This is a genomic window from Empedobacter sp. R132-2 (genome assembly GCF_030324375.1).
Classification (GTDB): domain Bacteria; phylum Bacteroidota; class Bacteroidia; order Flavobacteriales; family Weeksellaceae; genus Empedobacter; species Empedobacter falsenii_B.
On record NZ_JACAGG010000001.1, the window covers coordinates 105,677 to 131,852 of the forward strand.

Here is a 26,176-nt window from a genome sequence, read left to right on the forward strand (position 1 = left end):
AAAAGCTACATTGAAAATCAATGTAGCTTTTTTATTCTATTGAATTATTATTCTAAATAAATCCTTGACTGTTCTTGTAATGAATGATTAGGAAAATTCCGATCAGAATAGTGAATCCCCATAACGAACTTCCTCCGTAGCTGAAAAATGGTAACGGAATACCAACCGTTGGGAAAAGCCCAATCACCATTGCGATATTGATAAAAAAGTGGAAAAATAAAATAGAGGCGACTGCATATCCATAAAATCGTGCAAATCTATTTTTTTGGATTTCGGCTAAGAAAAATAATCGCCCTACGAAAACTGCATAAACAATCACCAAGGCTGTACTACCAATGAATCCCCACTCTTCTCCTACTGTTGTAAAAATGTAATCGGTTTGTTGTTCTGGTACAAACCTTCCTTTTTTAATAGTTCCTTGATTGTAACCTTTTCCATATAATTCGCCCGAACCAATCGCTGTTTTTGCATACAATAAATTATATCCCGAAGTATCACGATACTTTGCTTCTCCTTCGTACAAAACCATCACACGCTCTTTTTGGTGTTTGGGTAATTTCTCAAAAATGATCGGAGAAATAAAACTAACCGTGCTTGCAAATAATAACAACACAATAGACGCAATAATACTAAAATTCAGAACATTTGCAGCTAATCCAGATTGTGTTTTGAATGGTGAATCATTAATTTCTTTTTGTTCGGTTAATTTTAAAATTAAAACTGGAATAATTGATATAAAGAATCCTATCAATCCAAAGAAAGTTGTATTAAAAAATATTGGTTCTGAGAAAAATAAGGAACGCATTGGAAATAAATGTCCGAAAGATTCGCGTGTTTCTTCAGATAAATCTTCAACCAAATAACAAATTCCAATCAATAATAAAAAGAAAATTGATAAGCCGATTAAAACACCATGCATCGCATCAACTACATTCTGATTATAATTGAAAGCTAAAATTAATAAAGCTATTGTAAGAATTATAAATCCAAAAACTAATAAAACGTAAAAAGGAATTTGTACAATCGAAATCAAGAAAATGATTAATAATATGATTGGTGCTAAAATTATCCATGGATTAAGTCCTTCTCTGTACAAGGCAATACTTAATGAACAGAAAATAATTACTGAACCTAAATCGGGTTGTAAAAGAATTAAAACTACTGGTATTGCGATAATCAACAATATTTTTCCTATAAAACCTAAGTCTTTTAGATTTGCGTTTGAATGATTGATAAAATTAGCAATCAACAAAGCTGTACCAATCTTCGCAAATTCGGCTGGTTGCAAACTCAGAGGTCCAAAACGATACCACGCTTTTGCTCCATTAATTTCCTTTCCAACAATCAAAACTCCAATAAGCAAAACGAGGGAAATGATATAAAAGACAGGACTATAAATTTCGAAAAAATTACGGTTGTTTCCGCTCGCAATTATCAAAATCAATATCATCACCATTCCAAGTCCAAACCAAATTAGCTGTTTTACACCTAAATCTGGATTGACACTATACACATTCATAATCCCGAAAGTTACTATCAGAAACCCTAGGATCAGTACGGTCCAATCAATTCCTTTTAGTAATCTGCTTTGGCTCATGTTTTAGTTTTGTTGAATCTTTTTTTAATTTTAAACTATCTATTTTATTTCCGATAGAATCCTTTTTTACAGGTTCTACGTATAATCCTTTTCTTTTTAGATAATCTATCCATTGACGACGATATTCGCCTTGTAGATTACCATTTTTCATACGTTGCACTAACGCAGGACGTTTTATTGTATCTGTTACATACAATTCAGCAATCAAACTCGCCATTGGTCCAGCATAAGTTGTACCCCAAGAACCATTTTCTACAATTGCAGCAATCGCAATTTTTGGTTTATCTGCTGGAGCAAACAATACAAATAATGAGTGATCTTGTCCATGAGAGTTCTGAGAAGTTCCAGTTTTACCAAATTGTACAAAAGAACTTGTATCAAAACTACGAGCTGTACCCATTGTAAATACATTACGCATTCCGCGTTGAATGATGTCAAAATGTTTTGGATCAACCAATGTATTTTTTTTCACCATATAAGTAGAATCCGTCAATGGTTTTCCATCAATACTATGTACAATATGCGGTGTATAGAAAAATCCTTTGTTGGCAATAATTGCTGTATAATTTGCCATTTGCAGCGGAGTTGTATTGATATCTCCTTGTCCCATACCATTAAAAATAATACGATAAGGATTCCAAACTCCTTCTCCAAAACGATTGTCGTAAAACTCAGCTGTCGGAATAAGACCTTTGCTACCAACAGGTAAATCTGTTCCCATAAATTTTCCTAAGCCGAAACTATTCAAAATGGAAGCCCATTCATTAATTCCGACACTATAATCGTTTGGATTTTTACGAACAATATCTCGGTAAGCCTCTGAGAAAAAGTTGTTACACGATTTTCCAATTGCATGTTCTAAACCTTGCGGCGTATAATACATTCCACAGTGACAACCAATATGCATACGTCCATAACGGAAACCATGTTTACAAACATATGTTGTTTTTTCTGTCATCGTTCCCATTTGTAAACCTGCCAAAGCCGTTACCATTTTGAATGTAGAACCAGGAGGATAAGTTCCTTGTAAAGCTCTATCATAAGTTGGACGAGCAATAGAATCGTTGATTAATGCACTTCTCAACTTTGTATTCAAATAATCGTTTGGATTAATTGTAGGTGCGGATGCTAAAGCCAAAATTTCACCATTATTAGGATCAAGTGCGACAATTGCCCCACGTTTATTTTGAAGCATTTGTTCTGCCAATTCTTGCAAACGATAATCAATTGTCAAATGAACTGTTTTCCCACTTTTTACAGGTCGATCATAATCTCCGTTTTTATATGGACCAACAACATTCATTGTTCGGTCTACAATCCAGTTTTTTACACCTTTTATTCCTCGCAAATCTTTTTCATACGATTTCTCAACACCAGCAATACCAACCAAATCTCCAGGTTGATAATAGGTTGAATCTGTTTTGATATATGCTTGATTGGCTTCGTTTATATAGCCCAGTATATTTCCGGCAGAATTTACCATGTATTTACGTTCAGGACGTTTGATGATACTAAACGCTGGATACAAATATAATTGCTCTTGCATACGAGCAAAATTTTCGCGCGAAATATTCTTTAAAAAAGGGTATGGAGATAATTTTTTGTAATCTTTTGCGGTAACAATTTTTTCTAAAATAGAATCAAATTGTTGTGTTGAAATTCCAATCATTTTAGAGAATTTAGGTTTATCAAAACCATTCATATATTCTCCATAACTGTCAATTAATTTTCCTGGAATAACGTCTAATTCATACGAATAGGTATTACTCACCAACAATTTTCCGTTTCGATCAAGAATATCACCACGATTGGGATAAATGATTTCTTGTTTGATCGAAGTATTAAATGCATTTAACGTATAACGATCTGTAAATAATTGCAAATACGCCAAACGTCCTATAAATAGAAACACTATAAACAGGATGAGTGCATAAACAACCATCAACTTTTTCATACTCCAACTTTATTTTTAAATAAAATTTTATAAATAAAGACAAACACAAAAGTTATTCCCGAACTGATTAATGCTTTTAGCATCAAAGGTCCAATTCCTGATGGTTTAAAATTCTCAAGAAGTAATAAAATAATATGATGTGCAAGAATTAGAATAATCAAATAAAACAACCATTGCGCAAAACTGAACGAATTGAAAGAGAAAAATTCCATTTCGTAATCTTGTTTTCCTGCCAAAAGTTTGATGATTGGATTTCTAAGAAATGCGATAAGTGTTAATGCAAAAGCATGAATTCCTCCTGTGTATTCGAAAATATCTATCATTAATCCTAACATAAATGATAAGATTAGTAAGGCATATTTATTTTGATAAGGCGCATAAAATAATACAAATACAATATAGATATATGGTTGATAACTTCCTAAAAAGTTGATGTGATTAAACACAAAAACTTGTAACAAAGCTAAAACGATAATCTTGATAATATTGATTAAAAAATCTTTATTGAACATTCTGTGGACTTGTTATTGTATCTGATTTTTCTACTTGTTGAATTTCAACTTTATTAAGGTTTGTGACCACATAAGCTTGTGCTAAATTGGCGAAATCTTGTTTCAATCTTACTTGAACTTTCATTTCTCCCGTTTCATCAATTCCTTTGCTTACAACTTTACCTATAATAATTCCTTCTGGGAAAACTGGCGATTTACCATCTGTTTCGATAATATCTCCTTTTTTCACTTCGATGTATTTCGGAATTTCATATAATTGGACAAAACGAGGATCTTTTCCATCCCATTTCACTGTCCCAAAATATTGATTTCCTTTGATACGTGCATTGATATTGATATCCTTGTTTAACAACGAAATTGCACGAGAATAATTTTTCCCAGCAAAAGTTACAATACCAATTACACCATTATTTGTAATGATTCCGTCACCTTTTTCTATTCCATCATTTGTTCCTTTATCAATCGTCAAAAGGTTTTGCGTTTTGATAATCGAGTTATTTACAATCTCTGTAGGTACAAAAGAATACGTTTGATGATAACCTAAGGTATCCGATTTGTAAAACTGTTTAGTTTTCGCATCTTTAATACCTAAATGCACCAATTGCTCACGCAAAAAGGCATTTTCGTCCATCAAATCTTTATTGGCACTCGGTAAATGAATAAAGTTTGTCACCTTCGCAATTTTATCATCCACATAACCTGTAAACGATGTGCTTGCAGAGGCAAGAATAGTTTCGTGATAAATATTTTTCTTAAAGACAAGAAACAACGCAATTAACTCTAAAAAGACAAAAATTAATAGCATTCCATTTCTTCTAATCGCATTCAGAATATATTGCATTGCTCTTTACTCTTCTATTTCATTAAGAAAGTGAATTTATCAATATTTTTAAGTGCAATACCAGTTCCACGAACAACAGCACGTAAAGGATCATCAGCCAAGAAAACTGGTAAACCTGTTTTTTTAGAAATACGTTGATCTAAACCTCTCAACATAGCTCCACCACCAGCCATATAGATACCAGTGTTGTAAATATCAGCAGCTAATTCTGGAGGAGTTTGAGATAACGTTTCCATTACACCATCTTCAATGCGTAAAATTGATTTGTCTAATGCACGTGCAATTTCGCGGTAATTTACAGTAATTTCTTTTGGTTTTCCTGTAATCAAATCACGTCCTTGTACTGGCATATCCTCTGGTGCATGCTCTAGTTCTTCTACAGCAGCTCCAACTTCAATTTTAACACGTTCAGCAGTTCTTTCTCCGATATATAAATTATGATGGGTTCTTAAGTAATATGCAATATCATTTGTAAAAACATCACCTGCAATTTTCACAGATTTGTCACAAACAATACCACCTAATGCAACAACGGCAATTTCTGTAGTACCACCACCTATATCAATAATCATGTTACCTTTAGGTTGAGTGATATCAATTCCAACACCTATCGCAGCAGCCATTGGTTCGTAAATAAGACGAACATCTTTTGCGTTAACGCGTGCACAAGAATCTTTTACAGCACGTTTCTCAACTTCTGTAATTCCAGAAGGAATACAAATCACCATTCGTAATGAAGGTGAAAATAACTTCCCTTGAATTCCAGGAATTTTCTTGATGAACTCTGTCAACATGAATTCTGAAGCTTCAAAATCTGCAATTACTCCGTCTTTTAAAGGACGAATTGTTTTTATATCATCATGCGTTTTACCTTGCATGTGTTTTGCTTGTTCTCCAACAGCAATAACTTTATTTGTTCTTCTATGTATAGCGACGATAGATGGACTATCTACTACAACTTTATTATTATGAATAATTAAAGTGTTAGCAGTCCCCAGGTCAATCGCAATTTCTTGCGTGAAAAAATCAAATAATCCCATCGTTGATTATGTCTCAGTATTATTAAAAATGAATGTACAAAAGTATAATAAATTTAGATGATTATAAAAGAGAATTTAATTTTTTAATCATCTAAATATTTTTACTAAAATAGTAAGATTTTAACAATAAAAAAGGGTTAAAAATATTTTAACCCTTTTTTATGATTTTTATTGAATTTGAATATCGTAAGGTAGCCTAACTTGAACACCTTTTTGTTCATTCATCATCTTTATTTCTTTGTAAATTCGGATTCCGTCCGAACCTAATTCTTTTGCAATTGCTGCTTCGGTATTTTTTCCTTGAAGATTATCCATAAATTCTTCGAAAGAATCTTTTCGTTTTGGGTAATTCTCTGTCGAATATTTTTCGATTTTAGCCAATTTAGCGGCTTCTTTTATTGCTGTATCTAAACTTCCGAAATCATCTACCAAACCAATTTGTTTTGCACGAGTTCCAGACCAAACACGTCCTTCACCTATTTTATCAACTTGCTCGTATGTTAATTTTCTATTCGTCGCAACGTGATTTACGAATTTTCCATAAATCAATACAATTGATTTTTGCATCGTATTTTTTGCTGTTGGTGATAATGGTGTCGTCAAAGATTTTAACTGATCTGCATTTGCATTCGTTTTTACTTCATCAAAATCTAATCCGAAATTATTGAATAATTTTTGCGCATTTGGGATCATTCCGAAAACTCCAATCGAACCAGTAATTGTATTTGGTTGAGCATAAATTTTGTCAGAAGCTTGTGCAATGTAATATCCACCAGATGCTGCAACATCACCAAAAGAAACTACGATTGGCATTTTTGTTTTCAATTGCATCAATTCATATAAAATTTCTTCTGATGCATTTGCGCTACCTCCAGGAGAATTTACACGTAAAACTAAAGCTTTGATTTTATCGTTTTGACTGATTTTGCGAATCGCATCCACATAAGTCTTCGATTGAATACCATCAAAACCATCTCCTTCAGTAATTGTTCCTGAAGCATACAAAACTGCAATTTTATCTTTTTCAGATTTATTTGATAAGGTCTCAAAATAATCTTCCATTTTTATAGTATGTTTATCAAGAACTTCAAAATCAGTTTTTGATTTTTCTTCTTTCAAACCAAGTTTTGAGAATAACATTTTTTGATATTCATTTTCTTGAGCCAATACATCATAAATCTTGTTTTCTTTTCCTGTTTCTGGAATGAAAGCATACAAACTATCTGTTACTGTTGTAAATTGTTCAGGAGAAATTTTACGTGATTTTGTAATCGAAGTTGAAACATTACCCCAAACATCATTCAATAATTCCGATAATTGCAAACGATTCTCATCAGACATATTTGTTCTCATATAAGGCTCTACAGCACTCTTAAATTGTCCGTGACGAATCACCTGAAAATCTACACCATATTTATCTCCTGCATTTTTGAAGAACATAATATTAGAACTCAAACCTTGTAATAAAGTTCCACCCAAAGGATTTTGATAAATTTTATCAGATACACTACTTATATAATATGACAACTGACTTCCTGAATTAGAATATGAATACACAAATTTTCCAGATTTTTTAAAATCTTCTAACGCATTACGAATATCAGTCGCTTGCGTAGCTCCACCAGAAAATTTATCCAATTTCAGACTAATTCCTTTTATTTTATCATCATTCTTCGCTTCTTCAATTGAATGAATAATATCTTGTAAAAAAACATTTGAACTTTCTGACATATCAAAAATAGAAACGGAACGATCCATATCACTTTCCATAATTGGATCTTCCAACGAAATTTCTAAAACAGAACCATCTTTCACACTTTTTGTTGGAGCAGATAATGCTGAAACAAATATCAACACGAAAAGTAGTATGACAAATACACTAATCGTTAATAGATTTCCTATGATTGTTGAGAATACTCTCCCGAAAAAGTTTTTCATTTTTAATTTATTATTACTTTTGCTCTATATGTCGCAAAATATAGTCATTTTGTTACTTGGTACAAACTTAGGTGACAAAAAAAATAATTTAGAATCAGCTAAAAACCTTATAAACAAAGAGGTAGGCGAAATAAAAAAAGAATCTAATATTCTTGAAAATAAGGCTGAAGGATTTACTACACCTAATTTATTCTTAAATCAAAAAATAGAAATTAATACAAGTTATTCTCCATTTGAGATTTTGAAAAAAATTAAAGATATTGAACAAAAAATGGGAAGAATCTATTTTAAACCCAAAGAAAATGAGAGTTACGTTGATCGTTTAATAGATATTGATATATTATTCTATAATAAAGTTTTAGTTAATTGCAATTATTTGAAAATTCCTCATCCTCAAAATTATTCTAGAGATTTTATTAAAAGTTTATATTTTTAGCCTGTTCTGCATTTTGATTATTAAATAATAAAGTTGTTCATTTGATTGAAAATTTGTAAATTGTTTTTACAACAAAAAATTCACAATGAATAACTTACTTGCAAATTATAAAAGAATATTGGAAATTCTATGAAAAATATCCTAAGATAAACTTTTAATTTATCAATGTAGAAGACCTAAACATTTGATTTAAAACTCATAAGTCTTTTCTTAACTACTGAATTTATGGGTATTGATAGTGAAAATAATTCATTTCGGAATATTCCTAAAGCGTAAGTTGTAAAATTGAGCGAAGTATTTACAATCGAAGAAAATGTAGATTATCATATCAAATTAATAGTATTCGCCTCAAATTAGCGAAAGAATTTAATGAATTTGAAAATTGTTTTAATCATTGATAGTATGCCGTTTCAGTTTTGTAAAATAGCAAGAATTAAACGCTCGAAAATTTGCAAATAAAATCAGTTTAGTGCACCAAATAGAGGTTTTTGTGCTTCTCAGTAAATGTCTTCTTAAGGCTATAAACTTTATGCTGATTGTTCTTTAAGATGTGTTTTCTAGAGTATTGATATTAGTCCTGCATCTGTTTATGATATTTATTTTTTGAAAGATATAAAATCTCAACTATCAGATTGAGTACTACTTGGTGATAGAGATTATTAGTTGCAAACAATTCAAATTTATTTATTTAGTGAAGTTCATATACGATTAGAATCACCAAAAAGATCGAATCAAAAAGATTACAAACCTCAGTTTTATTCATTCAAAAAGTATCGAAAAAGAATTGAAACGTTATTTTCTCAACTATGTGATCAGTTTATGATTAGACGAAATTATGCAAAGACTTTCGAAGGGTTTAAAACCAGAATTTTAGCTAAAATTACTGCACTTACTGTGGTTCAGTACATTAATAAAACATACTTTAATCGAAATATTAATAATCTAAAAACTCAAATTATTTAAAATGCACAACGGGTATAGTCTAAATTTAATCATACAAAAAAGCTCAGTTAATATTAACTGAGCTTTTTTATTATTTTTTATATTTTCTTCATAAAGAATATTATTCAATAATAATGATTTGATTAGAATTAGAAGAAACTTTATACAAAAAGTATTTGAGCATATTTTTTATTTCTTCCGTTTCTTTAATCGGAATTAAGATATTGTGAATCTTTTCTAACGTTTTTATTTGATGATGATATTCGTAATAACCATATCCTTTAAATTCTCCATTCTCAACTAAATAAAATGATTTTTCAATTCCTTTTCGTCCTTTATCAATAATCAAAAAAGTTTCGGAAGGATATTCAGTTGTTTTAATAAAACTTTGAATTCGTTCATTATAAACTTCTTTAGATTCCTCTTTTACACAAGCTCCATTGCATTTATTTACTTTATATTGGAAACAAGATTCATCAGATTTAATTCCCGCATTTACTTGTTGACAAAGATTATAATCATGAACGATTTTCTCTAAAACCTCTTTTGCACGTTCTTTAGTTTTAAATTTCAAAACAGGTTGTGTCTTTCTAACTTTCCCTATTTCTAATCTCGAATAACCACGTTTAGACTCCAAATAATACAATCCAAAAGGATAAACTTTATTCTCAACTAACTTTACGTTATACATTGGTTGATTATTCAAGACCTCGTTATTTTCTTTAATTGCAGCAAGAAAACCACTTCCAGTTTCTTCGAATTTTATAGAACGTGTATAACGTTTCAGCTTATTAGCTTTTAAAGTTTTTGATGTAAAAATTTGATTAATAGATCGTGCAATATTATTGCTTCGACAAATATAAATAAGTTGTTTTCGGCTATTGTATAAATAATAAACCCCGATAGAATTAGGTAAACCTTCAAGCAGTTTCTGATACTTAGAATGTGCTTTTTTAGGTTGTTTTAAACCTGTTTTCTTCGTGATTATTTTTTCCGAATCTTTATCTAACAATAATTTAAACAAAGAAATTGTCGCTCTTGCATCTCCAGAAGCCCTGTGTCTATCTGTCACTACAATTCCAAGCGATTCGCATAATTTTCCTAAAGAATATGAAGGTAATCCTGGAATCAATTTTTCGCTATATTCGAAAGTATCAATCCATTCTTTTTCGTAATTATATCCCAAACGATCGAACTCTTGTTTTAGCATTCTATAATCAAACATTACATTATGTCCAACTAAAATACAATCATCTGTAATCTCAACTATACGTTTTGCTACTTCGTGAAATTTAGGCGCTGTCAACACCATTTTATCCGAAATATGCGTTAACCTTTGTACATATTGATCAATCTTTTTTTCGGGATTAACTAATGATATAAACTGATCGACAATTTCTTTTCCATCATATTTATACACCGCAATCTCTATGATTGACTCTTCCCCCACTTTTCCGCCAGTCGCTTCTATATCTAAAATCGCGTACACGTGCTTATTTTTTTCCTTTTAAAAAATTAGTTAACATTTTCATTCCAAAATCCATCAATTTTCGAGTTGCAGTACGACTTACATCACGCACAACAGGATTATCTGTCCAATTTTTTTCTTTAGGAATACTTCTTGTTGAAGTTGCTTTTGGAACAGGTTTCTCTATATTTTTTTGTTGTTCTAATTTTTGTGATAAAATTTCATTTGCAGATTCACGATCAATATCTGTCGCATATTTTGTCACTAAATCTGAGTTTGAGGTAATCGTATCGATTTCATTTGAAGTCAAGATATCCATTCTCGAATTTGGCGCTCGCATATATGTATAAGCCAAAGGAGTTGGAATACCTTTTTCGTCTAAAGCAGTCACAAAAGCCTCTCCAATCCCTAATTGAGTGATTACTTCACTTGCTTTATAATAGGTAGTTGTCGGATAATTTTCGATAGCTTTTGTTATTTCTTTACGATCTTTCGCAGTAAAACCTCTTAACGCATGTTGAACTTTAAGACCTAATTGACTCAAAACTGCATCAGGAACATCTCCAGGAACTTGCGTTACAAAATATAATCCCACACCTTTTGATCGAATTAATTTTACCATTGTTTCAATTTGATTCAACAAAGCTTTCGTAGCTTCCTTAAAAATCAAATGTGCTTCATCAATAAAAATCACCAATTTCGGTTTATCAGAATCTCCAGATTCAGGGAATTGAGAATAAATTTTATTCAATAAACTCAACATAAAAGTTGAAAATAAATTAGGTTGATTTTGAATATCAATCAAACGAATAATATTTACAATTCCTTTTCCGTCTTTCGTTTTCAATAAATCCTGAACATCAAAACTTGGTTCTCCAAAAAACTTTGTTGCACCTTGCTGTTCTAATGCAACAATTTTGCGCAAAATAGCTCCCAAAGAAGCTGGCGCAATTGTTCCATAATTCGAATTTAATTCAGATTTTCCTTCATCAGAATCTGTCACATATTGCAAAACACGTCGAATATCCTCCAAATCAATCAAAGGTAAATTACGATCTTGACAATATTTGAATATAATTGAAATAATACTTTCTTGTGTTTCATTCAGTTCCAAAATTTTACTGAATAAAATTGGACCAAAATCACTTACAGTTGCACGAAGTTTTGCTCCTGGCTCATCAGAAATAGACAAAAACTCGACAGGAGAAGCTTGCGGATCAAAAGGCAAATTAAGCGATTCCATTCTTTCTTGCGCATTTTTATCTTCCGAATTTGCAGCTGCTCCAATCCCTGATAAATCTCCTTTGATATCCATCAATAATGTTGGAACGCCTTTTAAAGAAAGTTGCTCAGCGATAATCTGCAAAGATTTTGTCTTCCCAGTTCCCGTTGCACCACCAATCAACCCGTGACGATTCATTGTTTTTAGCGCAACTGAAATTTCAGCTTCTTCTACAATTTCGCCATCTAATTTGGCTTTGCCTAAAATTATTTTATCGTTTTTATAAGAATAACGACTTTGTATCTCTTGAATAAAGCTTTCTTTATGGTTCATTTTGATTGATTATTGAATAAATATAGGAAAATATTATTCTGAAATTTTATATTTTACAGCTACTGGATAATGATCCGAGAATTTTTTTCGAATAACATGTGCTTCAACAGGTTTAAATAATTTAGAATGAAATAAATAATCAATTCTAATTGGAAATTTAAATCCATGAAAAGTTGTCCCATTTCCTTTTCCAACTTCGATATAAGAATCCTGAAGATATTTTTTTAACTTCTCATATTCGTACGAAACTGGTGTCGAATTAAGATCCGTTCCCAAAATAACAGGATGACGCGAAGATTTGATATATGGAATAATTGCTTCTAACTGTTTTTGATGTTTTTGCATTCCTTGCACCAATTTCAACTCAACTTTTCGACTCGAAATTTCGGCAGTTCGCGAATCATCAGACTGAATAATTTCTTTCACCATCGCTTTATCAATGTACATTGGCTCAAGATAAACATTGATCACACGAATCGTATCATTTCCCAAATCGATATCAGCATAAGCGGCAAGTCCATTCAATTCTTCATTATCATCAGGTGTTATTTTTTTTGTTTGAATAATAGGATATTTACTATAAATTGTCAATAAACCATAAAATTCTGAATAATAATTTTTGAATTCTTTATTTTTTAGACTTTTCTGTTGACCTTCATATGCCTCTTGAAGCAACATAATATCAGCTTTATTCTTAATCAAAAGCTCTTTTGTTCCTTCTTCTTTAAAACCATGTACATTATATGTCAATACAGATAAATCAGCTTTTTTGTCTTCAACTTTATTGAATTGTATAATTGGATATGAAAGATAAATAGGATAAAATAATCCGGCTGAAAGAACTAAAATTAACAAAAAGTGTCGCCAGCTAAACAGCAACCAATACAGTAAAAACATTGCTCCGAATGCAAATAATATTGGGAAACCGATCGAAATGAAGTTAAAATATGGAATTTCTGTAGGCGTAAAAATTTTATTTAAATAGACACAATAAGCCACCAACAAAAAAACGATATTAATTGTTAGTACTAAACGATTGAAATAATTTAGTTTAAACTTACTGATTATACTCATTTTACCTACCTTCTCTAAACAGAAAGTCTTTTTCTTCTTTGGACAAACTCTCGTAACCTGAACGAGAAATCTTATCTAAAATTTCATCAATTTTTTTTTGTTTTTCAACTTTTTGATGATTAAAATCGTAATCATCTTTCGGAACATTTGATCGCGAAGAAGTTGAAGAAGTATTTTTATATGTTTTGAAAGTTGATTTCTCTTTTTTCTTAAATAACTGCTCTATTTTGAAAATAAAGTTACCTAAAAAATCATTTCCTCTCTCAAATTGTTTCATATAAAGATAACCAAAAATAGCACCTCCCAAATGCGAAATACTTCCGCCCGCATTTTGATTAGCAATAATATTATACACATCGAATGCAATAAATACATAACCAATATACAACAAAGGAAATGAAGTTGGAATCAATAACAAACGAACAGGCATTTTCGGATTATACGAAATCATAGCAAAAAAAACTGCATAAACCGCTGCCGAAGCACCAACTAATAAATGTGAATAATTGAAAACATTCTGAAACAATAAAAAGAAAACTCCGCCAGTGATCCCTCCAAAAATATAGAATGTAACTAAATTTCGGTTTTGAAATTGTTGCAAAAACATTTGTCCAACAAAATACAACAAAACCATATTCATTATCAAATGAAAAAGATTGCCATGTAACCAAGAATATGTTAGGATTTGCCAAGGTCTCACAATTAAATCATTGAAAGATGACAACGCAAACAAACCAGTTGTTGTAATCGTAGAATTTGCTACCGTTCGAAGAACAAAATCAACAATTAACAATGTAAAAAACACCACAACGTTAACGTAAATTAACTTTGTTGCACTATTTCCTGATGAATATTTTAATTTTAAATCGTCTAAGATATTATTTGCCATTTCTTAATTCCATCTATATAAATTCTTTTTCCAATGTCTTGTTAACAAGAAACCAATCAATCCACCTCCTAAATGCGCAAAATGTGCTACATTTCCGATATTTTGATATCCCATATAAAACTCAATTAACACCATTATTGGAATAAAATATTTTGCTTTAATTGGCACTGGGAAAAAGATTAACATTAATTTTTCGTCTGGATATAAAACCGCGAAAGCCAATAACAAACCATAAATCGCACCAGAAGCACCAACCATTGGTGTTACATAATTTGTCAAAAGTTCTGACGCAGCTTGGTTAGTTTGAATAATTGAATTCGTATGATATCCACCTTGCATATTTAATTTTGCAGCTTCATAAATTTGACTAAAACCTATTCCTTGCGTTTGAACAGCATCTTTTAACTGCTCTATTTGAAAGTAATTAACTGCATTAAACAATATAAAACCGCCTAAACCAGCTAACAAATAAAGCGTCAAGAATTTTTTTGGTCCAAAAGTTTGTTCAACCACAGAACCAAACATCCACAATGCAAACATGTTAAACAAAATATGTGAAAAGTCGGCATGCATAAACATATGCGTCAAAATTTGCCAAAATTTGAAGTTGGGAGATTCTGGATAAAAAGCACCTAAAATCACTCTCAAATCGATTTGTCTAGTCTGCATAAAAACAAATGTTGCAAAAAAGAACAAACCGTTTATAATAAGTAAATTCTTTGTAATCGGTGGTATAGATTGTCTCATTCGTTTATTGTAATGTTTTTTTGATATCAGCCGTATTCATCTGCACAAAAATTGGGCGTCCGTATGGCGTAAAATTCGGATTTGGTAGTCTTAACAATTCTTCGACCAAAGTTTGCATTTGTTCAGATTTTAATGAAACTCCTTTTTTAACAGCCGCATTTTTTGCTAAAATTTTTGCAAACGTATTTTCTAATTCAATTGATTCTTGGTATTCTAATTCCTCGATAAAATCCATAAAAACAGATACAACATCCTCTTGTTGCACATCAACAGGGATTGCATTAATCTGTATTGCTTCTTCATCCAACGATATATCAAAACCAAAACTCAACAATTGATGTTCTACATTGATTAATTTCTGACGATCATTTGGCGAAAGTTCCAACTCAATCGGGAAAAGCATTTGTTGTACCAATGCACTTCCATTATTTGAATGTATAAATTTTTCGAATAATATTTTTTGATGCGCGCGATGTTGATCGATGATTAACAATTCGCCACGGTATTCAACAACCAAATATTGATTCATCCATTGAATTACTTCAAAACTATCATGAAAATCTTCAGATTCAAATAATTGATGCGCATGATTATTTTCAATTTCTAACTCAACAGCATCTTTATAAAAATCCATATTCGCACGAATATCAGATGGTTTCGGCGCTCTTGTTTGTTGATGCTCGAAAGGATTAAAACTAGAATCTACCGTAATTTCTGGCATTTTAATTTCTGTATCTTCTGTCGCAGACGGAATAAAAGCCCAGTTTGGATCTTGTTCAAAATCCAACGAAGGAATTACATTAAATTGTCCCAAAGCGTGTTTTACAGCAGCTCTAAGAATAGTAAAAATCAATGCTTCATCCTCAAATTTAATTTCTGTTTTAGTTGGATGAATGTTAATATCAATTTTTGACGGATCAATTTCTAAATACAAAAAATAAGAAGGACTATACCCCGTTGGCAACAAACTCTCAAAAGCATCTACGATTGCATTATGCAAATATCCGCTACGAATAAAGCGATTATTCACAAAGAAAAATTGCTCGCCACGCGATTTTTTTGCTGCATCTGGTTTTCCAACAAAACCTTTTACTTTTACAATTTCTGTATCTTCTTCAACGGATATAATTTGTGAACTTAATTTTTTTCCAAAAATTTGAGCAATACGTTGTTTCAGATTTCCGGCTTTCAAATGATAAACCTCTGCATCATTGTGATGTAAAAAGAAACTAATGTTTTCGTGCGCCATCGAAACACGTTGAAACTCATCTTGAATATGACGAAATTCAACTTGATTTGATTTTAAGAAATTACGACGAGCAGGTACATTATAGAAAAGATTTTTTACCGAAATAGACGTTCCAACTGGACAAACAACCGGATCTTGGTTACGAACTTCTCCACCTTCAATCACCAATTGCGAACCAACCTCATCATCTTCTCGACGCGTTTTCGTTTCTACTTGCGCAACCGCAGCAATCGATGCCAAAGCCTCTCCACGAAAACCTTTTGTATGAATATTATAGATATCCTCTGTCTTTCTGATTTTTGAAGTAGCGTGACGTTCAAAAGCCATTCGAACATCTGTCACACTCATTCCCGAACCATTATCAATCACTTGAATCAAGCTTCTGCCAGCATCTTTTACAATCACCTGAATAGAAGTCGCGCCAGAATCCACCGCATTTTCAATCAATTCTTTTATGACAGAAGCTGGTCGTTGTACAACTTCTCCTGCGGCAATTTGATTGGCTACATGATCTGGCAGTAATTGAATAATATCGTTCATCCTTTCGTATAAATTGATTTAATTTTGACTATTTTTTTAATCAAACTTTACAAATATACAAACAAATCTCTCTTTTGACCTTATTCTCTACAAGTGAAACTTATCAACAATTTTTGAAGTTTTAAGTTTTAAGTTTTAACTTTTGAATAATAAATTCATAATTTTAAGCAATAAAAAAGGTAGACAAATGCCTACCTATTTTTTTTATATTTCATTGATATTGTTCTAATTCATCTTTTAAGTCCCTAGCGAATTCTTCTAAACTAACGACAAAACCAGTTTTATCTGTAGGAAAAACATTTATCAATAAATTATTTTCATCAATATAATAGAAAAGAGTTTCTTCGAAATCATCTAAAGTCAATTTCAATATTTGGCAATTTTCCCAACCATCATTTTTTGTTAATTCAGCAAATACTTTCGCTGACCAAATTGGAAATATTTTTTTATCATTAATTATAGAAATAGCATAATTACCATCAGGAAAAATCATTATATAAGCAATTTCCCCGTCAGCAATTTTTCGAATAAATATTGATAGCGCTCAAAAGGATTTAACTTTAATATATTTTCTATTTCTTTTGGATGCATGTTAATTCTCTTTCAAAACAGCTTTCATTTCATCAAATTCTTTGTCAATTTCTTTATTAGGTTTTTGAGTCATTAACGAAACGACATAAATTGCGATAACCGAAGATAAAAACCCAGGTATCATTTCATACCAATCTTTGTAATCGTGATTTACATAAACCCAAGCTAAGACAACAATTCCTCCTGTTAACATACCTGCTAAAGCTCCTTGCCAAGAAGTTTTTTTCCAAAAAAGAGAGAAAACGATTACTGGTCCAAATGCAGATCCAAATCCTGCCCAAGCATTTCCAACTAAATTTAGAATAGAATCTTTTGGTGTTAATGACAACAACACCGCGATTAATGCTACAATTAAAACCGATAAACGACTTGCTGTTAATAACTGTTTTGGTGTTGCTTTTTTATTTAAAAATGCTTTGTAAATATCTTCTGTTAACGAACTTGATGTAACTAAAAGCTGAGAAGAAATGGTGCTCATTACAGCAGCTAAAATTGCTGACAATAAGAATCCTCCGATCAATGGATGGAATAATACACGCGAAAAATAGATGAACACTGTTTCTGCATCTGTTTTAGAACCATCAAAAAGTTGCATCGTTGATTGATCAAACTTCATCAAATAAGCAATTCCAACCAAACCTACTAATAATGCTCCACCAACAGTAAAGATCATCCATGTTATTCCAATATTTCTTGCTTTCGGAATATCTGACACTTTACCAATTGCCATAAAGCGAACAAGAATATGTGGTTGACCACAATAACCTAAACCCCAAGCCATCAAAGATAAAATCCCAATAGTAGTTGTCCCTTCAAATAGATCTAAATAATTATCACCTTTCGTATTAATTAATGAAAAAGTTTCTTCTACTCCACCAATTTCAGCAATAGCAACTATTGGCACAATAACCAAAGCCAACACCATAATTGTTCCTTGAATAAAATCTGTTAAACTAACAGCCAAAAATCCACCCAAAAAAGTATACAGAACAACAACAAAACTTGTCATCCAAATTCCTGTCATATAATCCATATGAAAAGCAGATTCAAACAATTTCCCTCCAGAAACCATTCCAGCAGATGTATACAAAGTAAAAAACACCAAAATAAAAATAGATGAAACAATACGTAATAAACGTGTTTTATCCTTGAACCTATTTTCGAAATAGACAGGAATTGTAATCGAATTATTGGCAACTTCAGTATAAACTCTAAGGCGTGGCGCAACAAAAACATAATTAAGAAAAGCACCAATTGTTAAACCTATTGCAATCCATGCACTCGATAAACCTGTGAAATACATTGCTCCAGGAACTCCCATCAGCAACCAACCACTCATATCAGCAGCACCTGCAGAAAGTGCCGTAACAGCAGCTCCCATTTTCCGTCCTCCAATCAAAAATTCTTCAGAATTGCTTGTCGACTTTCGGTAAGAATAAATTCCAATTCCAATCATCAAAGCCATATACGCACCTATAGAAATATACTCGTAAAAGTTCATGTGTTTAATTTTTATCGAAAATATAATTTTTCATCCACAAAAAATAAACGAACTTTAAATTTCTAAATAATTACGGATGAGTTTTCAACAAAATAACCTCAAAAATGCAACAAGCCCTTATTTAAAACAGCATGAAAACAATCCTGTTTGGTGGCAAAGTTGGAGCGACCAAGTTTTGAATCATGCACAAGAAATCAACAAACCTCTGCTTATTTCAATTGGTTATTCAGCTTGTCATTGGTGTCACGTCATGGAACACCAATCTTTTGAAGACGAAACAGTCGCTAAATTAATGAACAAGTATTTTGTATGCATTAAAATCGACCGTGAAGAACGCCCTGACTTAGATGCTTTGTACATGAATGTTTCGCAAATAATTCATCCATCTGGTGGTTGGCCGCTGAATGTTTTTGCTTTGCCTGATGGTCATCCTTTTTATGGCGGAACTTATTTCCCAAAAGTTCAATGGATTGAATTATTAGAAAATATTAATCATTTGTATCATCACAATAAAGCTAAAACAATGGAATATGTCAACTCTATTGCTGATGGTTTACACAAAATGGAAACGATTGAATTGAAATCTGAACATTTTTTTTCGAAAGAAAAAATCGACGAAACATTCGAATTTTGGAGACAACAATTTGATGACGAATGGGGCGGTTTTAATCGTGCACCAAAATTTATGTTACCAAATGCTTGGGAGACTATTTTACGTTATGGAATTCAAACTAAAAACGAAAACTGTTTAATTCAAACCAAAATAACATTAGACAGAATGGCTTTTGGAGGAATTTACGATCAATTGAAAGGAGGTTTTTCGCGATATTCAGTCGATCCGTATTGGAAAGTTCCACATTTCGAAAAAATGCTTTACGACAATGGACAACTGCTTTCTCTATACTCAAATGCTTATCGAGTTTTCAACGAAAAAGAATATGAAAATATAGTAAAAGAAACCATCAATTGGCTAAAAGATGAAATGCTTTCGCCAGAAAATGTTTTTTATGCTGCTATTGATGCTGATTCTGAAGGTGAAGAAGGAAAATATTATGTTTGGAAATCGGATGAATTGAAAACAATTTTGAAAAATGATTTTGACTTATTTCAGCAATATTACAATGTTGATGAATTTGGTGAATGGGAACAAAGCAATAATATTTTAATGCGGTTGACAGATGACGAAGATTTTGCATCTAAACAGAATATTACAACAATAGAACTTCAAACCAAAGTTTCTGAATGGAAAAAAATCCTTAATCAAATTCGTGAACAACGTATAAAACCTCATCGTGACGAAAAAGTTTTAACTTCTTGGAATGCGCTAACCATAAAAGGTTTGTGCGATGCATTTATCACTTTTGAAATTCCTGAATATCTTGATTTAGCCGAAAACGCAATTCATTTTATTTTAGAAAATCAACGGAAAAACGAAACATTATTCCGAAATTATAAAGATAAACAAACGACAATTCCAGGATTTTTAGATGATTATGCGTTGATGATTGAAGCATTAATTAAGCTTTTTGAAATCACATCCGAGATAAAATATTTGGAAACCGCTCAAACATTAACAGAGGAAACATTTAATCAATTTTACAATCACAAAAATAAAATGTTTGCTTACAAGTCGCATTATGACACACCTTTGGTGAATGAAACATTTGAGATTTATGATAATGTTATTTCTTCTTCAAATTCTGTCATGGCAACTAATTTATTCAAATTAGGAAAAATTTTAAATGAAGAAAAATACATCGAACAAGCCAAGCAAATGTTAACGAATATTGATGAAAAAATTCACGATTATCCAACTGGTTTTGCAAATTGGATTCAGTTGTATTTAAATTTCAGTTATCCGTTCAAAGAAATTGTTATCGTTGGTAATGAAGCTCAAAAATATTCGAAACAAATCCAACAATGTTATGTACCGAATGCGATTTTTGTTGCTTCAGAAACAGAACAATTAGAGATTACTAAAAATAGATTGATTGAAAATAAAACATCCATTCATATTTGCGAAAATTATGCATGTCAATTACCAATTTTTTCTATTGAAGAAGCCTATAAAAATTTATAAACCATGGAAAAAACACGTTGCGCTTGGGTAAATAAAGACCAAGATTACATCGATTATCACGATAACGAATGGGGAAAACCTGTAAAAGATGATAAAATTTTATTCGAATTTCTGATTCTCGAATCTTTTCAAGCTGGATTAAGTTGGTTTACAATTCTTAAAAAACGAGAAAATTTCAGAGAAGCTTTTGCGAATTTTGATGTTGAAAAAGTAGCCAAATTTGATAAAACTAAAATTGATGAATTGGTTAAAAATGAAGGAATTATACGGCATAAAGGAAAAATTTCAGCAGCAATTAATAATGCAAAATTATTTATAGAAATTCAGAAAGAATTTGGTTCTTTTTCCAATTTCATCTGGAAATACGTTGATTACAAACCGATTATAAATAACTGGAATTCTATAAAAGAAGTTCCTGCAACCACAGAAATTTCGGACAAAATTGCAAAAGATTTGAAAAAAAGAGGTTTTAAATTCTTTGGTTCAACAACAATTTATGCGCACATGCAAGCGACCGGAATGGTTAACGATCATACCAACGATTGCTTTTGTAAATAAATTATGTTTGTAAAAACAGCTAACTTTCGCATCTTTGCGCAAATTTAGCACATGAAAATCGAATTAAAATATTGGATTATCCTCGGTATTTTAGCTTTAACTTGGGGAAGTTCTTTTATACTAATCAAACAAGGATTGGTTTCTTACACACCCTATCAAGTAGGCGCTTTACGTCTATCTATCGCAGGAGGAATTTTAGCCATTTGGGGAATTCCAAGTTTATTTAAGATTCCAAAAAACAAATTAAAATACGTTGCATTGGCTGGTTTCTGTGGAAATTTTATTCCAATGTTTTTATTCCCAATGGCTCAAACGCACGTTTCAAGCTCGATGGCTGGAATTTTAGATTCGTTGGTTCCTTTATTTATCTTGTTATTTGGCGCTTTGTTTTTTAACATAAAAGGAACTAAAAATCAAATAATTGGTGCGTTGATCGGTTTTTTAGGAGCTGTTCTATTAATTAGTGGAGATAGTTTTTCAGGTGAAAACAGTTTATTACATTGTTTATTAATTGTATTAGCAACTGCTTTGTATGGACTAAATAGTTTGATTTTAACTCGCTATTTAAACGATGTACCATCATTCCAATTGTCATCAGCATTATTTACAATCTGGTTATTACCTTCTATTGTAATCTTATTTTTATCCGGTTTTTTCACTGACTTTGTTGGTACACCTCAACAATTAGAAAGTTTGGGATATGTCGCCATATTAGGCTTAATTGGGACTGCATTAGCAATGATTTTATTCTACAAATTAATCCAAGCCACTGGCTCGATGTTCTCCTCAATGGTCACCTATTTGATGCCGATTGTTTCTGTTTTTTGGGGATTTTTAGTTGGAGAACAAATCACATTCATGCATTTATTTGGCTTTGCTATGATATTATCAGGTGTGTATTTGACGCAGAAACCAAACAAAAAACAAATCGAAACCATTTAACGGTACTATACGATCAATCCTCATTCATTGGAATGAGGATTTTTTATGCGCATTCATTTCATAGGAGAACTTTACTTAAAGCAAGACAAGAGCATCACCGAAGAAAGACAAGAGAAACCTCCTGATTGAGGCGAAGTTGAGGCGGTACAAAGGCAGCATAGAGGTAGCATAAAGGCGGCATAGAAGCGTCATAGAACCGATACTGAACAATGGCCGTGAAAGAAAATAAAGTGGCCTAAAGAGGGGTTGAAATTACGGATTTAAAAATACGATTTTTCGCTAAAAATTCCGAATCCTTCCTTTCTTCTTTTAGGTATCCCATACAAAAAACCACTACTGGAACTTTGTTCCAACAGTGTCTTTTTGAATGCGTTAATTATATTGTACACCTATTGCATATAAGGTTTTAAAGCTGTTGCTAATATTCTGGTAAACTCATCCGCCCCTTTATCGTTTAAATGGGTGGTATTGTAAAACCATTTTTGTTGATAACTGATCGAATCAGTCGAATAATCTAATAACGGAAGATGATGCTTTTGTAATGTTGTTTGATAACGATTAATCACTTCTTCTCGATTCAACATATAATCTTGACCTTTGTAAAATTCGGGTGCAATTGTAAAAATAAGCTGAATATTTTCTTGCTCACATTTCGCAATTAATTCTTCTAATAAAGTATAATCTGAGAAGTCAAAATCAGAGTTTTTCTTTTTCATTTTTTCCCAATCAACATTCCATTTTCGGTTATATGATTTGAAACCATCATCACGAAAAAGTCCGTCTTTATGCAATTTTTCTTTCTTAGCCCTTACAATTTGATCTTTCCAATACGTTTGATCTCTGTAACGATAAAGCGGTACAATAAAATCAACCAATTTCGTATCTTTATATTCTTTTAATGCACCATAAAGTTTAAAATTCCATAACATAAATGGCGCATATTGATTTGGCTGAAAAACTTCATCAATGTGTGAAAACGAAAAAGTATCTAAATTCCAAACAACTATTTTTGGTTTTGGATTATGATTCAAATACAAATTGAAACGATACAATTGCATTTTGAATTTACTTCCGTTTAATCCAAAATTATGCGTGGTCAGTTTTAAATCTTGTTCTAAAATATTCGGATTAATTTGAATAAATGCTCGAGAAGAACCAAAAATAGCCAATTCAACCTTCGTTTTTCCTTCTCTTATTTGATTCCATTCTTGCACTTCTCCGCTAAACAAAGCCATTTTTTTGAGTTGATTCGAATAATAGACATCAACCAAAACTAATGCAATGAAAGCTGAAAATAGCGTTATGAAAAAGTATTTTAGAAATTTCATTTTCTCAACATTTCGATATGCGGAATATCGTCTTCTAAATATTCTTCCGAAACTTGCTCGAAGCCAAACGAAGAATAAAATTCTTTCAAATAAGATTGAGCAGAAATTCGGATTGAAGACGTTTTAAATTGATTTTCAATGATTTGAACCGAATTTTTCATCAATTGTTTCCCTAATCCATAACGACGAAACTTTTGATTCGAAATTACACGACCAATTGAAGGTTCGTTTTCGTATGAAGTTCCTTTCGGAACAATTCGAGAATACGCTGCAACCTCATCGCCAATCGTTGCCCAAAGATGTCCACAAACCAAATCCTTATCATCGCAATCTTGGTAAATACAATTTTGTTCAATCACAAAAACTTCGTTACGCAATTGCACTATTTTATATAGCTCTTTCGATGTTAAATCGTCAAAAGATTTATAATGCCAAATAACCTTTTCCATCTATTAATCTAATTTTGAATATTTTGCAATAATATTTTCGAACATTTTTTGAGGTAAAATATTTTTCAAGATTACCGAAAATTTCTGCATCGATTTTCCAATATAATAATGTGGTTTCAAATTCTTCTGAGCCAAAATATTTTCAATAATCGGAATCAAATCTTCTGTTGGCGTACCATCTTGCACTTCGTGATCGATATCAGCAACCATTGCATCATATCTTTTTTGATAAAATTTTGACACAAAAGTTTTCACACGACCTTCTGCAATATTGGTTTTGATATCTCCAAAATTCAACGTAGCAATTTCTACTCCTGTGTGACGATTTTCCAAACGAGCCGATTCAATCAAACGATCAATCATCGCCTTCGAAGCCGAATAATATCCTCTAAAAGGCAAACCATTGTTACTCGCAATCGACGAAACATTCAGGATATAACCGTTTTTTTGCGCGCGCATTGTAGGCAAAACTTCTTGCATTGTATAAATTGGACCATAGACGTTAACCTCCAATAATTTCTCGATATCAGCTTTCGAAGCATCTTCCACAGCGCCTAACATTCCAATTCCGGCATTGTTAATCAACACATCAATTTGGTTATTTGTTTCCGAAAAAATCTGCTGAAAACTACGTTTTACATTTTCTTTATCCGAAACATCTGTCGCAATATGTTTAAATTTTTCTTGACCTTTAGCTGTTCTTGATAAACCATAAACTTGATGTCCTTTATCGTGAAAATAATTTGCCAAAGTCAATCCTACCCCCGAAGAAGAACCTGTAATTACAATAACTTTTGATTGCATGATTCGATTAATTTAAACGCAAAACTACGTAATATCAGACAAATATTGGTAGATAAATAATTTTTTGAATGGTTACTAGAAGATTCTCTAAATTTGTGCGTTAATTATCAAAAGATTTCAATTGAATCCAAAAACTAAAAAATATATTATAACAGGAATTAAATTAACGATTAGTATTGCGTTAATCTATTATATCTTCTTTGTTAAACTACATATTTTTGATATTTTCAGTCATTACAAAAATGCGAATTGGGCGTATATTTTTATTGCTGTTATCCTTTATGTACTTTCGCAAGCATTGTCTGTTTTTCGTTTAGACTATTATTTTCGGGACATCAATCTTGATTTATCATATAAATCAAATGCACGTTTGTATTTTTTAGGAATGTTTTACAATACCTTTGTTCCAGGTGGAATTGGTGGAGATGCATACAAAGTTTATGTGTTGAATAAAAACTATAAAATCAGTCTAAAAGAAATTTCGCAAGCGGTTTTTCTTGACAAAATTATTGGACTTTGCGCAATGTTGTTAATCATCATTTTTCTAATATTTTTCTCAAATTTGACAGATTACCCTTGGATACAATATGGTTCTTTAATCTTTTCATTGGTTGGTTTTGTAGCTGTTCCATTTATTTTAGGAATCATTTTCCCTATTCATAAAAGAACTTTTTACAACTCGATGATTTATTCGATTGTATTACAATTGATACAAGTTGGTATGTTGTATTTTGTTTTGGAAGGATTGAATATTCATCCAGACAATTTCAGTATATATTTATTGATCTTTTTAGTATCAGGAATTTTATCGATTATCTCATTTAGTGGATTTGGAATAAGAGAAGCAGTGTTTATGTATGCTGCACATCGATTCAATTTTGATGAAACTTTAGCTACAAGTGCTGCATTTATTTTCTCTATCATCACCATTTCGATCTCATTTATTGGGATTATTTACCTATTTAAAGGCGTTAAAATTGAAGAAAAAAAGAAAAAGACGAATATTTCTTTTTAAAATCTAAAAAATTATTTCTTTGAAATGAAAAGAGTTAACTCCTAACATTAAATTTTATTTAATTTTTTTCATTTTAACTATTTGGATTATTCAAAAACAGCCCTATATTTGCAATCCAATTACGAA

General features: G+C 31.4%; 22 protein-coding genes and 1 pseudogene. 6 read left to right on the forward strand and 17 right to left on the reverse strand.

Going from position 1 to position 26,176, the window contains the following annotated elements; all coding sequences use genetic code 11:
• Positions 1 to 52: 52 nt before the first annotated feature.
• From rodA to sppA, 6 genes are all read right to left on the reverse strand, one after another.
• Positions 53 to 1,519, reverse strand: a complete 1,467-nt coding sequence (gene rodA, locus HXZ69_RS00570; protein WP_502875724.1) for a rod shape-determining protein RodA — start codon at positions 1,517 to 1,519, stop codon at positions 53 to 55.
• A 46-nt stretch (positions 1,520 to 1,565) separates the two neighbouring features.
• A complete protein-coding gene (locus HXZ69_RS00575) occupies positions 1,566 to 3,551 on the reverse strand; it encodes a peptidoglycan D,D-transpeptidase FtsI family protein (protein ID WP_286494685.1) in 1,986 nt (661 codons plus the stop codon).
• Entirely contained in the window at positions 3,548 to 4,063 is a 516-nt protein-coding gene (gene mreD / locus HXZ69_RS00580; protein ID WP_115001501.1) for a rod shape-determining protein MreD, read from the reverse strand. The genes HXZ69_RS00575 and mreD overlap by 4 nt, the downstream gene beginning before the upstream one ends.
• Positions 4,053 to 4,904 carry a rod shape-determining protein MreC gene (gene mreC / locus HXZ69_RS00585; RefSeq protein WP_115001503.1) on the reverse strand — a complete coding sequence of 284 codons (852 nt, stop codon included), beginning with the start codon at positions 4,902 to 4,904 and terminating at the stop codon, positions 4,053 to 4,055. The genes mreD and mreC overlap by 11 nt, the downstream gene beginning before the upstream one ends.
• A 14-nt stretch (positions 4,905 to 4,918) precedes the next feature.
• On the reverse strand, positions 4,919 to 5,944 hold the full coding sequence (locus tag HXZ69_RS00590; RefSeq protein WP_019975837.1) for a rod shape-determining protein: 1,026 nt from the start codon (positions 5,942 to 5,944) through the stop codon (positions 4,919 to 4,921).
• A 168-nt stretch (positions 5,945 to 6,112) separates the two neighbouring features.
• Entirely contained in the window at positions 6,113 to 7,801 is a 1,689-nt protein-coding gene (gene sppA, locus HXZ69_RS00595; protein ID WP_286494686.1) for a signal peptide peptidase SppA, read from the reverse strand.
• A 10-nt stretch (positions 7,802 to 7,811) separates the two neighbouring features.
• Here sppA and folK point away from each other — a divergent pair, with 10 nt between their 5' ends.
• Together folK and HXZ69_RS00605 are read left to right on the forward strand one after the other, a co-directional pair.
• Positions 7,812 to 8,318, forward strand: a complete 507-nt coding sequence (gene folK / locus HXZ69_RS00600) for a 2-amino-4-hydroxy-6-hydroxymethyldihydropteridine diphosphokinase (RefSeq protein ID WP_286494687.1) — start codon at positions 7,812 to 7,814, stop codon at positions 8,316 to 8,318.
• Positions 8,319 to 8,454: 136 nt separating this feature from the next.
• Positions 8,455 to 9,281, forward strand: a pseudogene (locus tag HXZ69_RS00605) (IS982 family transposase).
• Between the two features lie 100 nt (positions 9,282 to 9,381).
• On the opposite strand, the gene HXZ69_RS00610 reads toward HXZ69_RS00605, so the two are convergent.
• The 8 genes from HXZ69_RS00610 to putP all read right to left on the reverse strand — a co-directional run bounded on the left by HXZ69_RS00610 (position 9,382) and on the right by putP (position 18,874).
• A complete protein-coding gene (locus HXZ69_RS00610) occupies positions 9,382 to 10,749 on the reverse strand; it encodes an exonuclease domain-containing protein (RefSeq protein ID WP_280045288.1) in 1,368 nt (455 codons plus the stop codon).
• Between the two features lie 4 nt (positions 10,750 to 10,753).
• The gene (locus HXZ69_RS00615; RefSeq protein ID WP_286494688.1) at positions 10,754 to 12,283 is read right to left on the reverse strand and encodes a helicase HerA-like domain-containing protein; all 1,530 of its coding nucleotides are present in this window, start codon (positions 12,281 to 12,283) and stop codon (positions 10,754 to 10,756) included.
• Positions 12,284 to 12,316: 33 nt separating this feature from the next.
• Positions 12,317 to 13,357, reverse strand: a complete 1,041-nt coding sequence (locus tag HXZ69_RS00620; RefSeq protein ID WP_286494689.1) for an endonuclease/exonuclease/phosphatase family protein — start codon at positions 13,355 to 13,357, stop codon at positions 12,317 to 12,319.
• A 1-nt stretch (position 13,358) separates the two neighbouring features.
• Positions 13,359 to 14,246 (reverse strand): rhomboid family intramembrane serine protease, encoded by an 888-nt coding sequence (locus HXZ69_RS00625; protein WP_286494690.1) that lies wholly within the window; start codon positions 14,244 to 14,246, stop codon positions 13,359 to 13,361.
• Between the two features lie 3 nt (positions 14,247 to 14,249).
• Positions 14,250 to 14,993 carry a rhomboid family intramembrane serine protease gene (locus HXZ69_RS00630; protein WP_502875726.1) on the reverse strand — a complete coding sequence of 248 codons (744 nt, stop codon included), beginning with the start codon at positions 14,991 to 14,993 and terminating at the stop codon, positions 14,250 to 14,252.
• 4 nt (positions 14,994 to 14,997) lie between these two features.
• On the reverse strand, positions 14,998 to 16,782 hold the full coding sequence (gene mutL / locus HXZ69_RS00635; RefSeq protein ID WP_286494692.1) for a DNA mismatch repair endonuclease MutL: 1,785 nt from the start codon (positions 16,780 to 16,782) through the stop codon (positions 14,998 to 15,000).
• Between the two features lie 211 nt (positions 16,783 to 16,993).
• The gene (locus tag HXZ69_RS00640) at positions 16,994 to 17,275 is read right to left on the reverse strand and encodes a DUF2750 domain-containing protein (protein ID WP_286494693.1); all 282 of its coding nucleotides are present in this window, start codon (positions 17,273 to 17,275) and stop codon (positions 16,994 to 16,996) included.
• Between the two features lie 99 nt (positions 17,276 to 17,374).
• Positions 17,375 to 18,874, reverse strand: coding sequence for a sodium/proline symporter PutP (gene putP, locus HXZ69_RS00645; RefSeq protein WP_286494694.1), 1,500 nt, complete (start codon positions 18,872 to 18,874; stop codon positions 17,375 to 17,377).
• 76 nt (positions 18,875 to 18,950) lie between these two features.
• On the opposite strand from putP, the gene HXZ69_RS00650 reads away from it, so the two are divergent.
• Genes HXZ69_RS00650 through HXZ69_RS00660 form a run of 3 tightly spaced genes read left to right on the forward strand, consistent with a single transcriptional unit; the run spans position 18,951 to position 22,454 of the window.
• Positions 18,951 to 20,954, forward strand: a complete 2,004-nt coding sequence (locus tag HXZ69_RS00650; protein ID WP_286494695.1) for a thioredoxin domain-containing protein — start codon at positions 18,951 to 18,953, stop codon at positions 20,952 to 20,954.
• A 3-nt stretch (positions 20,955 to 20,957) separates the two neighbouring features.
• On the forward strand, positions 20,958 to 21,512 hold the full coding sequence (locus HXZ69_RS00655) for a DNA-3-methyladenine glycosylase I (RefSeq protein ID WP_286494696.1): 555 nt from the start codon (positions 20,958 to 20,960) through the stop codon (positions 21,510 to 21,512).
• Between the two features lie 51 nt (positions 21,513 to 21,563).
• Positions 21,564 to 22,454, forward strand: coding sequence for a DMT family transporter (locus HXZ69_RS00660; RefSeq protein ID WP_286494697.1), 891 nt, complete (start codon positions 21,564 to 21,566; stop codon positions 22,452 to 22,454).
• 389 nt (positions 22,455 to 22,843) lie between these two features.
• Here the strand turns inward: HXZ69_RS00660 and HXZ69_RS00665 are convergent, their stop codons facing one another.
• Genes HXZ69_RS00665 through HXZ69_RS00675 form a run of 3 tightly spaced genes read right to left on the reverse strand, consistent with a single transcriptional unit; the run spans position 22,844 to position 25,035 of the window.
• On the reverse strand, positions 22,844 to 23,782 hold the full coding sequence (locus HXZ69_RS00665) for a hypothetical protein (protein ID WP_286494698.1): 939 nt from the start codon (positions 23,780 to 23,782) through the stop codon (positions 22,844 to 22,846).
• Positions 23,779 to 24,231 carry a GNAT family N-acetyltransferase gene (locus HXZ69_RS00670; RefSeq protein ID WP_286494699.1) on the reverse strand — a complete coding sequence of 151 codons (453 nt, stop codon included), beginning with the start codon at positions 24,229 to 24,231 and terminating at the stop codon, positions 23,779 to 23,781. Before HXZ69_RS00670 ends, HXZ69_RS00665 begins: the two co-directional genes overlap by 4 nt.
• Before the next feature lie 3 nt (positions 24,232 to 24,234).
• On the reverse strand, positions 24,235 to 25,035 hold the full coding sequence (locus HXZ69_RS00675) for an SDR family NAD(P)-dependent oxidoreductase (protein WP_125348676.1): 801 nt from the start codon (positions 25,033 to 25,035) through the stop codon (positions 24,235 to 24,237).
• Between the two features lie 121 nt (positions 25,036 to 25,156).
• Here HXZ69_RS00675 and HXZ69_RS00680 point away from each other — a divergent pair, with 121 nt between their 5' ends.
• Positions 25,157 to 26,050, forward strand: a complete 894-nt coding sequence (locus HXZ69_RS00680) for a lysylphosphatidylglycerol synthase transmembrane domain-containing protein (protein ID WP_286494700.1) — start codon at positions 25,157 to 25,159, stop codon at positions 26,048 to 26,050.
• Positions 26,051 to 26,176 lie beyond the last annotated feature (126 nt).

What these genes read in the sequence shown, in the direction of transcription:
- rodA (WP_502875724.1), bottom strand. Translation starts at nt 1,519, where the DNA reads ATGAATGTGTATAGTGTCAATCCAGATTTAGGTGTAAAACAGCTAATT.
- HXZ69_RS00575 (WP_286494685.1), bottom strand. Translation starts at nt 3,551, where the DNA reads ATGAAAAAGTTGATGGTTGTTTATGCACTCATCCTGTTTATAGTGTTT.
- mreD (WP_115001501.1), bottom strand. Translation starts at nt 4,063, where the DNA reads ATGTTCAATAAAGATTTTTTAATCAATATTATCAAGATTATCGTTTTA.
- mreC (WP_115001503.1), bottom strand. Translation starts at nt 4,904, where the DNA reads ATGCAATATATTCTGAATGCGATTAGAAGAAATGGAATGCTATTAATT.
- HXZ69_RS00590 (WP_019975837.1), bottom strand. Translation starts at nt 5,944, where the DNA reads ATGGGATTATTTGATTTTTTCACGCAAGAAATTGCGATTGACCTGGGG.
- folK (WP_286494687.1), top strand. Translation starts at nt 7,812, where the DNA reads ATGACAAATACACTAATCGTTAATAGATTTCCTATGATTGTTGAGAAT.
- HXZ69_RS00615 (WP_286494688.1), bottom strand. Translation starts at nt 12,283, where the DNA reads ATGAACCATAAAGAAAGCTTTATTCAAGAGATACAAAGTCGTTATTCT.
- HXZ69_RS00620 (WP_286494689.1), bottom strand. Translation starts at nt 13,357, where the DNA reads ATGAGTATAATCAGTAAGTTTAAACTAAATTATTTCAATCGTTTAGTA.
- HXZ69_RS00625 (WP_286494690.1), bottom strand. Translation starts at nt 14,246, where the DNA reads ATGGCAAATAATATCTTAGACGATTTAAAATTAAAATATTCATCAGGA.
- HXZ69_RS00630 (WP_502875726.1), bottom strand. Translation starts at nt 14,993, where the DNA reads ATGAGACAATCTATACCACCGATTACAAAGAATTTACTTATTATAAAC.
- mutL (WP_286494692.1), bottom strand. Translation starts at nt 16,782, where the DNA reads ATGAACGATATTATTCAATTACTGCCAGATCATGTAGCCAATCAAATT.
- HXZ69_RS00640 (WP_286494693.1), bottom strand. Translation starts at nt 17,275, where the DNA reads ATGATTTTTCCTGATGGTAATTATGCTATTTCTATAATTAATGATAAA.
- putP (WP_286494694.1), bottom strand. Translation starts at nt 18,874, where the DNA reads ATGAACTTTTACGAGTATATTTCTATAGGTGCGTATATGGCTTTGATG.
- HXZ69_RS00650 (WP_286494695.1), top strand. Translation starts at nt 18,951, where the DNA reads ATGAGTTTTCAACAAAATAACCTCAAAAATGCAACAAGCCCTTATTTA.
- HXZ69_RS00655 (WP_286494696.1), top strand. Translation starts at nt 20,958, where the DNA reads ATGGAAAAAACACGTTGCGCTTGGGTAAATAAAGACCAAGATTACATC.
- HXZ69_RS00660 (WP_286494697.1), top strand. Translation starts at nt 21,564, where the DNA reads ATGAAAATCGAATTAAAATATTGGATTATCCTCGGTATTTTAGCTTTA.
- HXZ69_RS00665 (WP_286494698.1), bottom strand. Translation starts at nt 23,782, where the DNA reads ATGAAATTTCTAAAATACTTTTTCATAACGCTATTTTCAGCTTTCATT.
- HXZ69_RS00670 (WP_286494699.1), bottom strand. Translation starts at nt 24,231, where the DNA reads ATGGAAAAGGTTATTTGGCATTATAAATCTTTTGACGATTTAACATCG.
- HXZ69_RS00675 (WP_125348676.1), bottom strand. Translation starts at nt 25,035, where the DNA reads ATGCAATCAAAAGTTATTGTAATTACAGGTTCTTCTTCGGGGGTAGGA.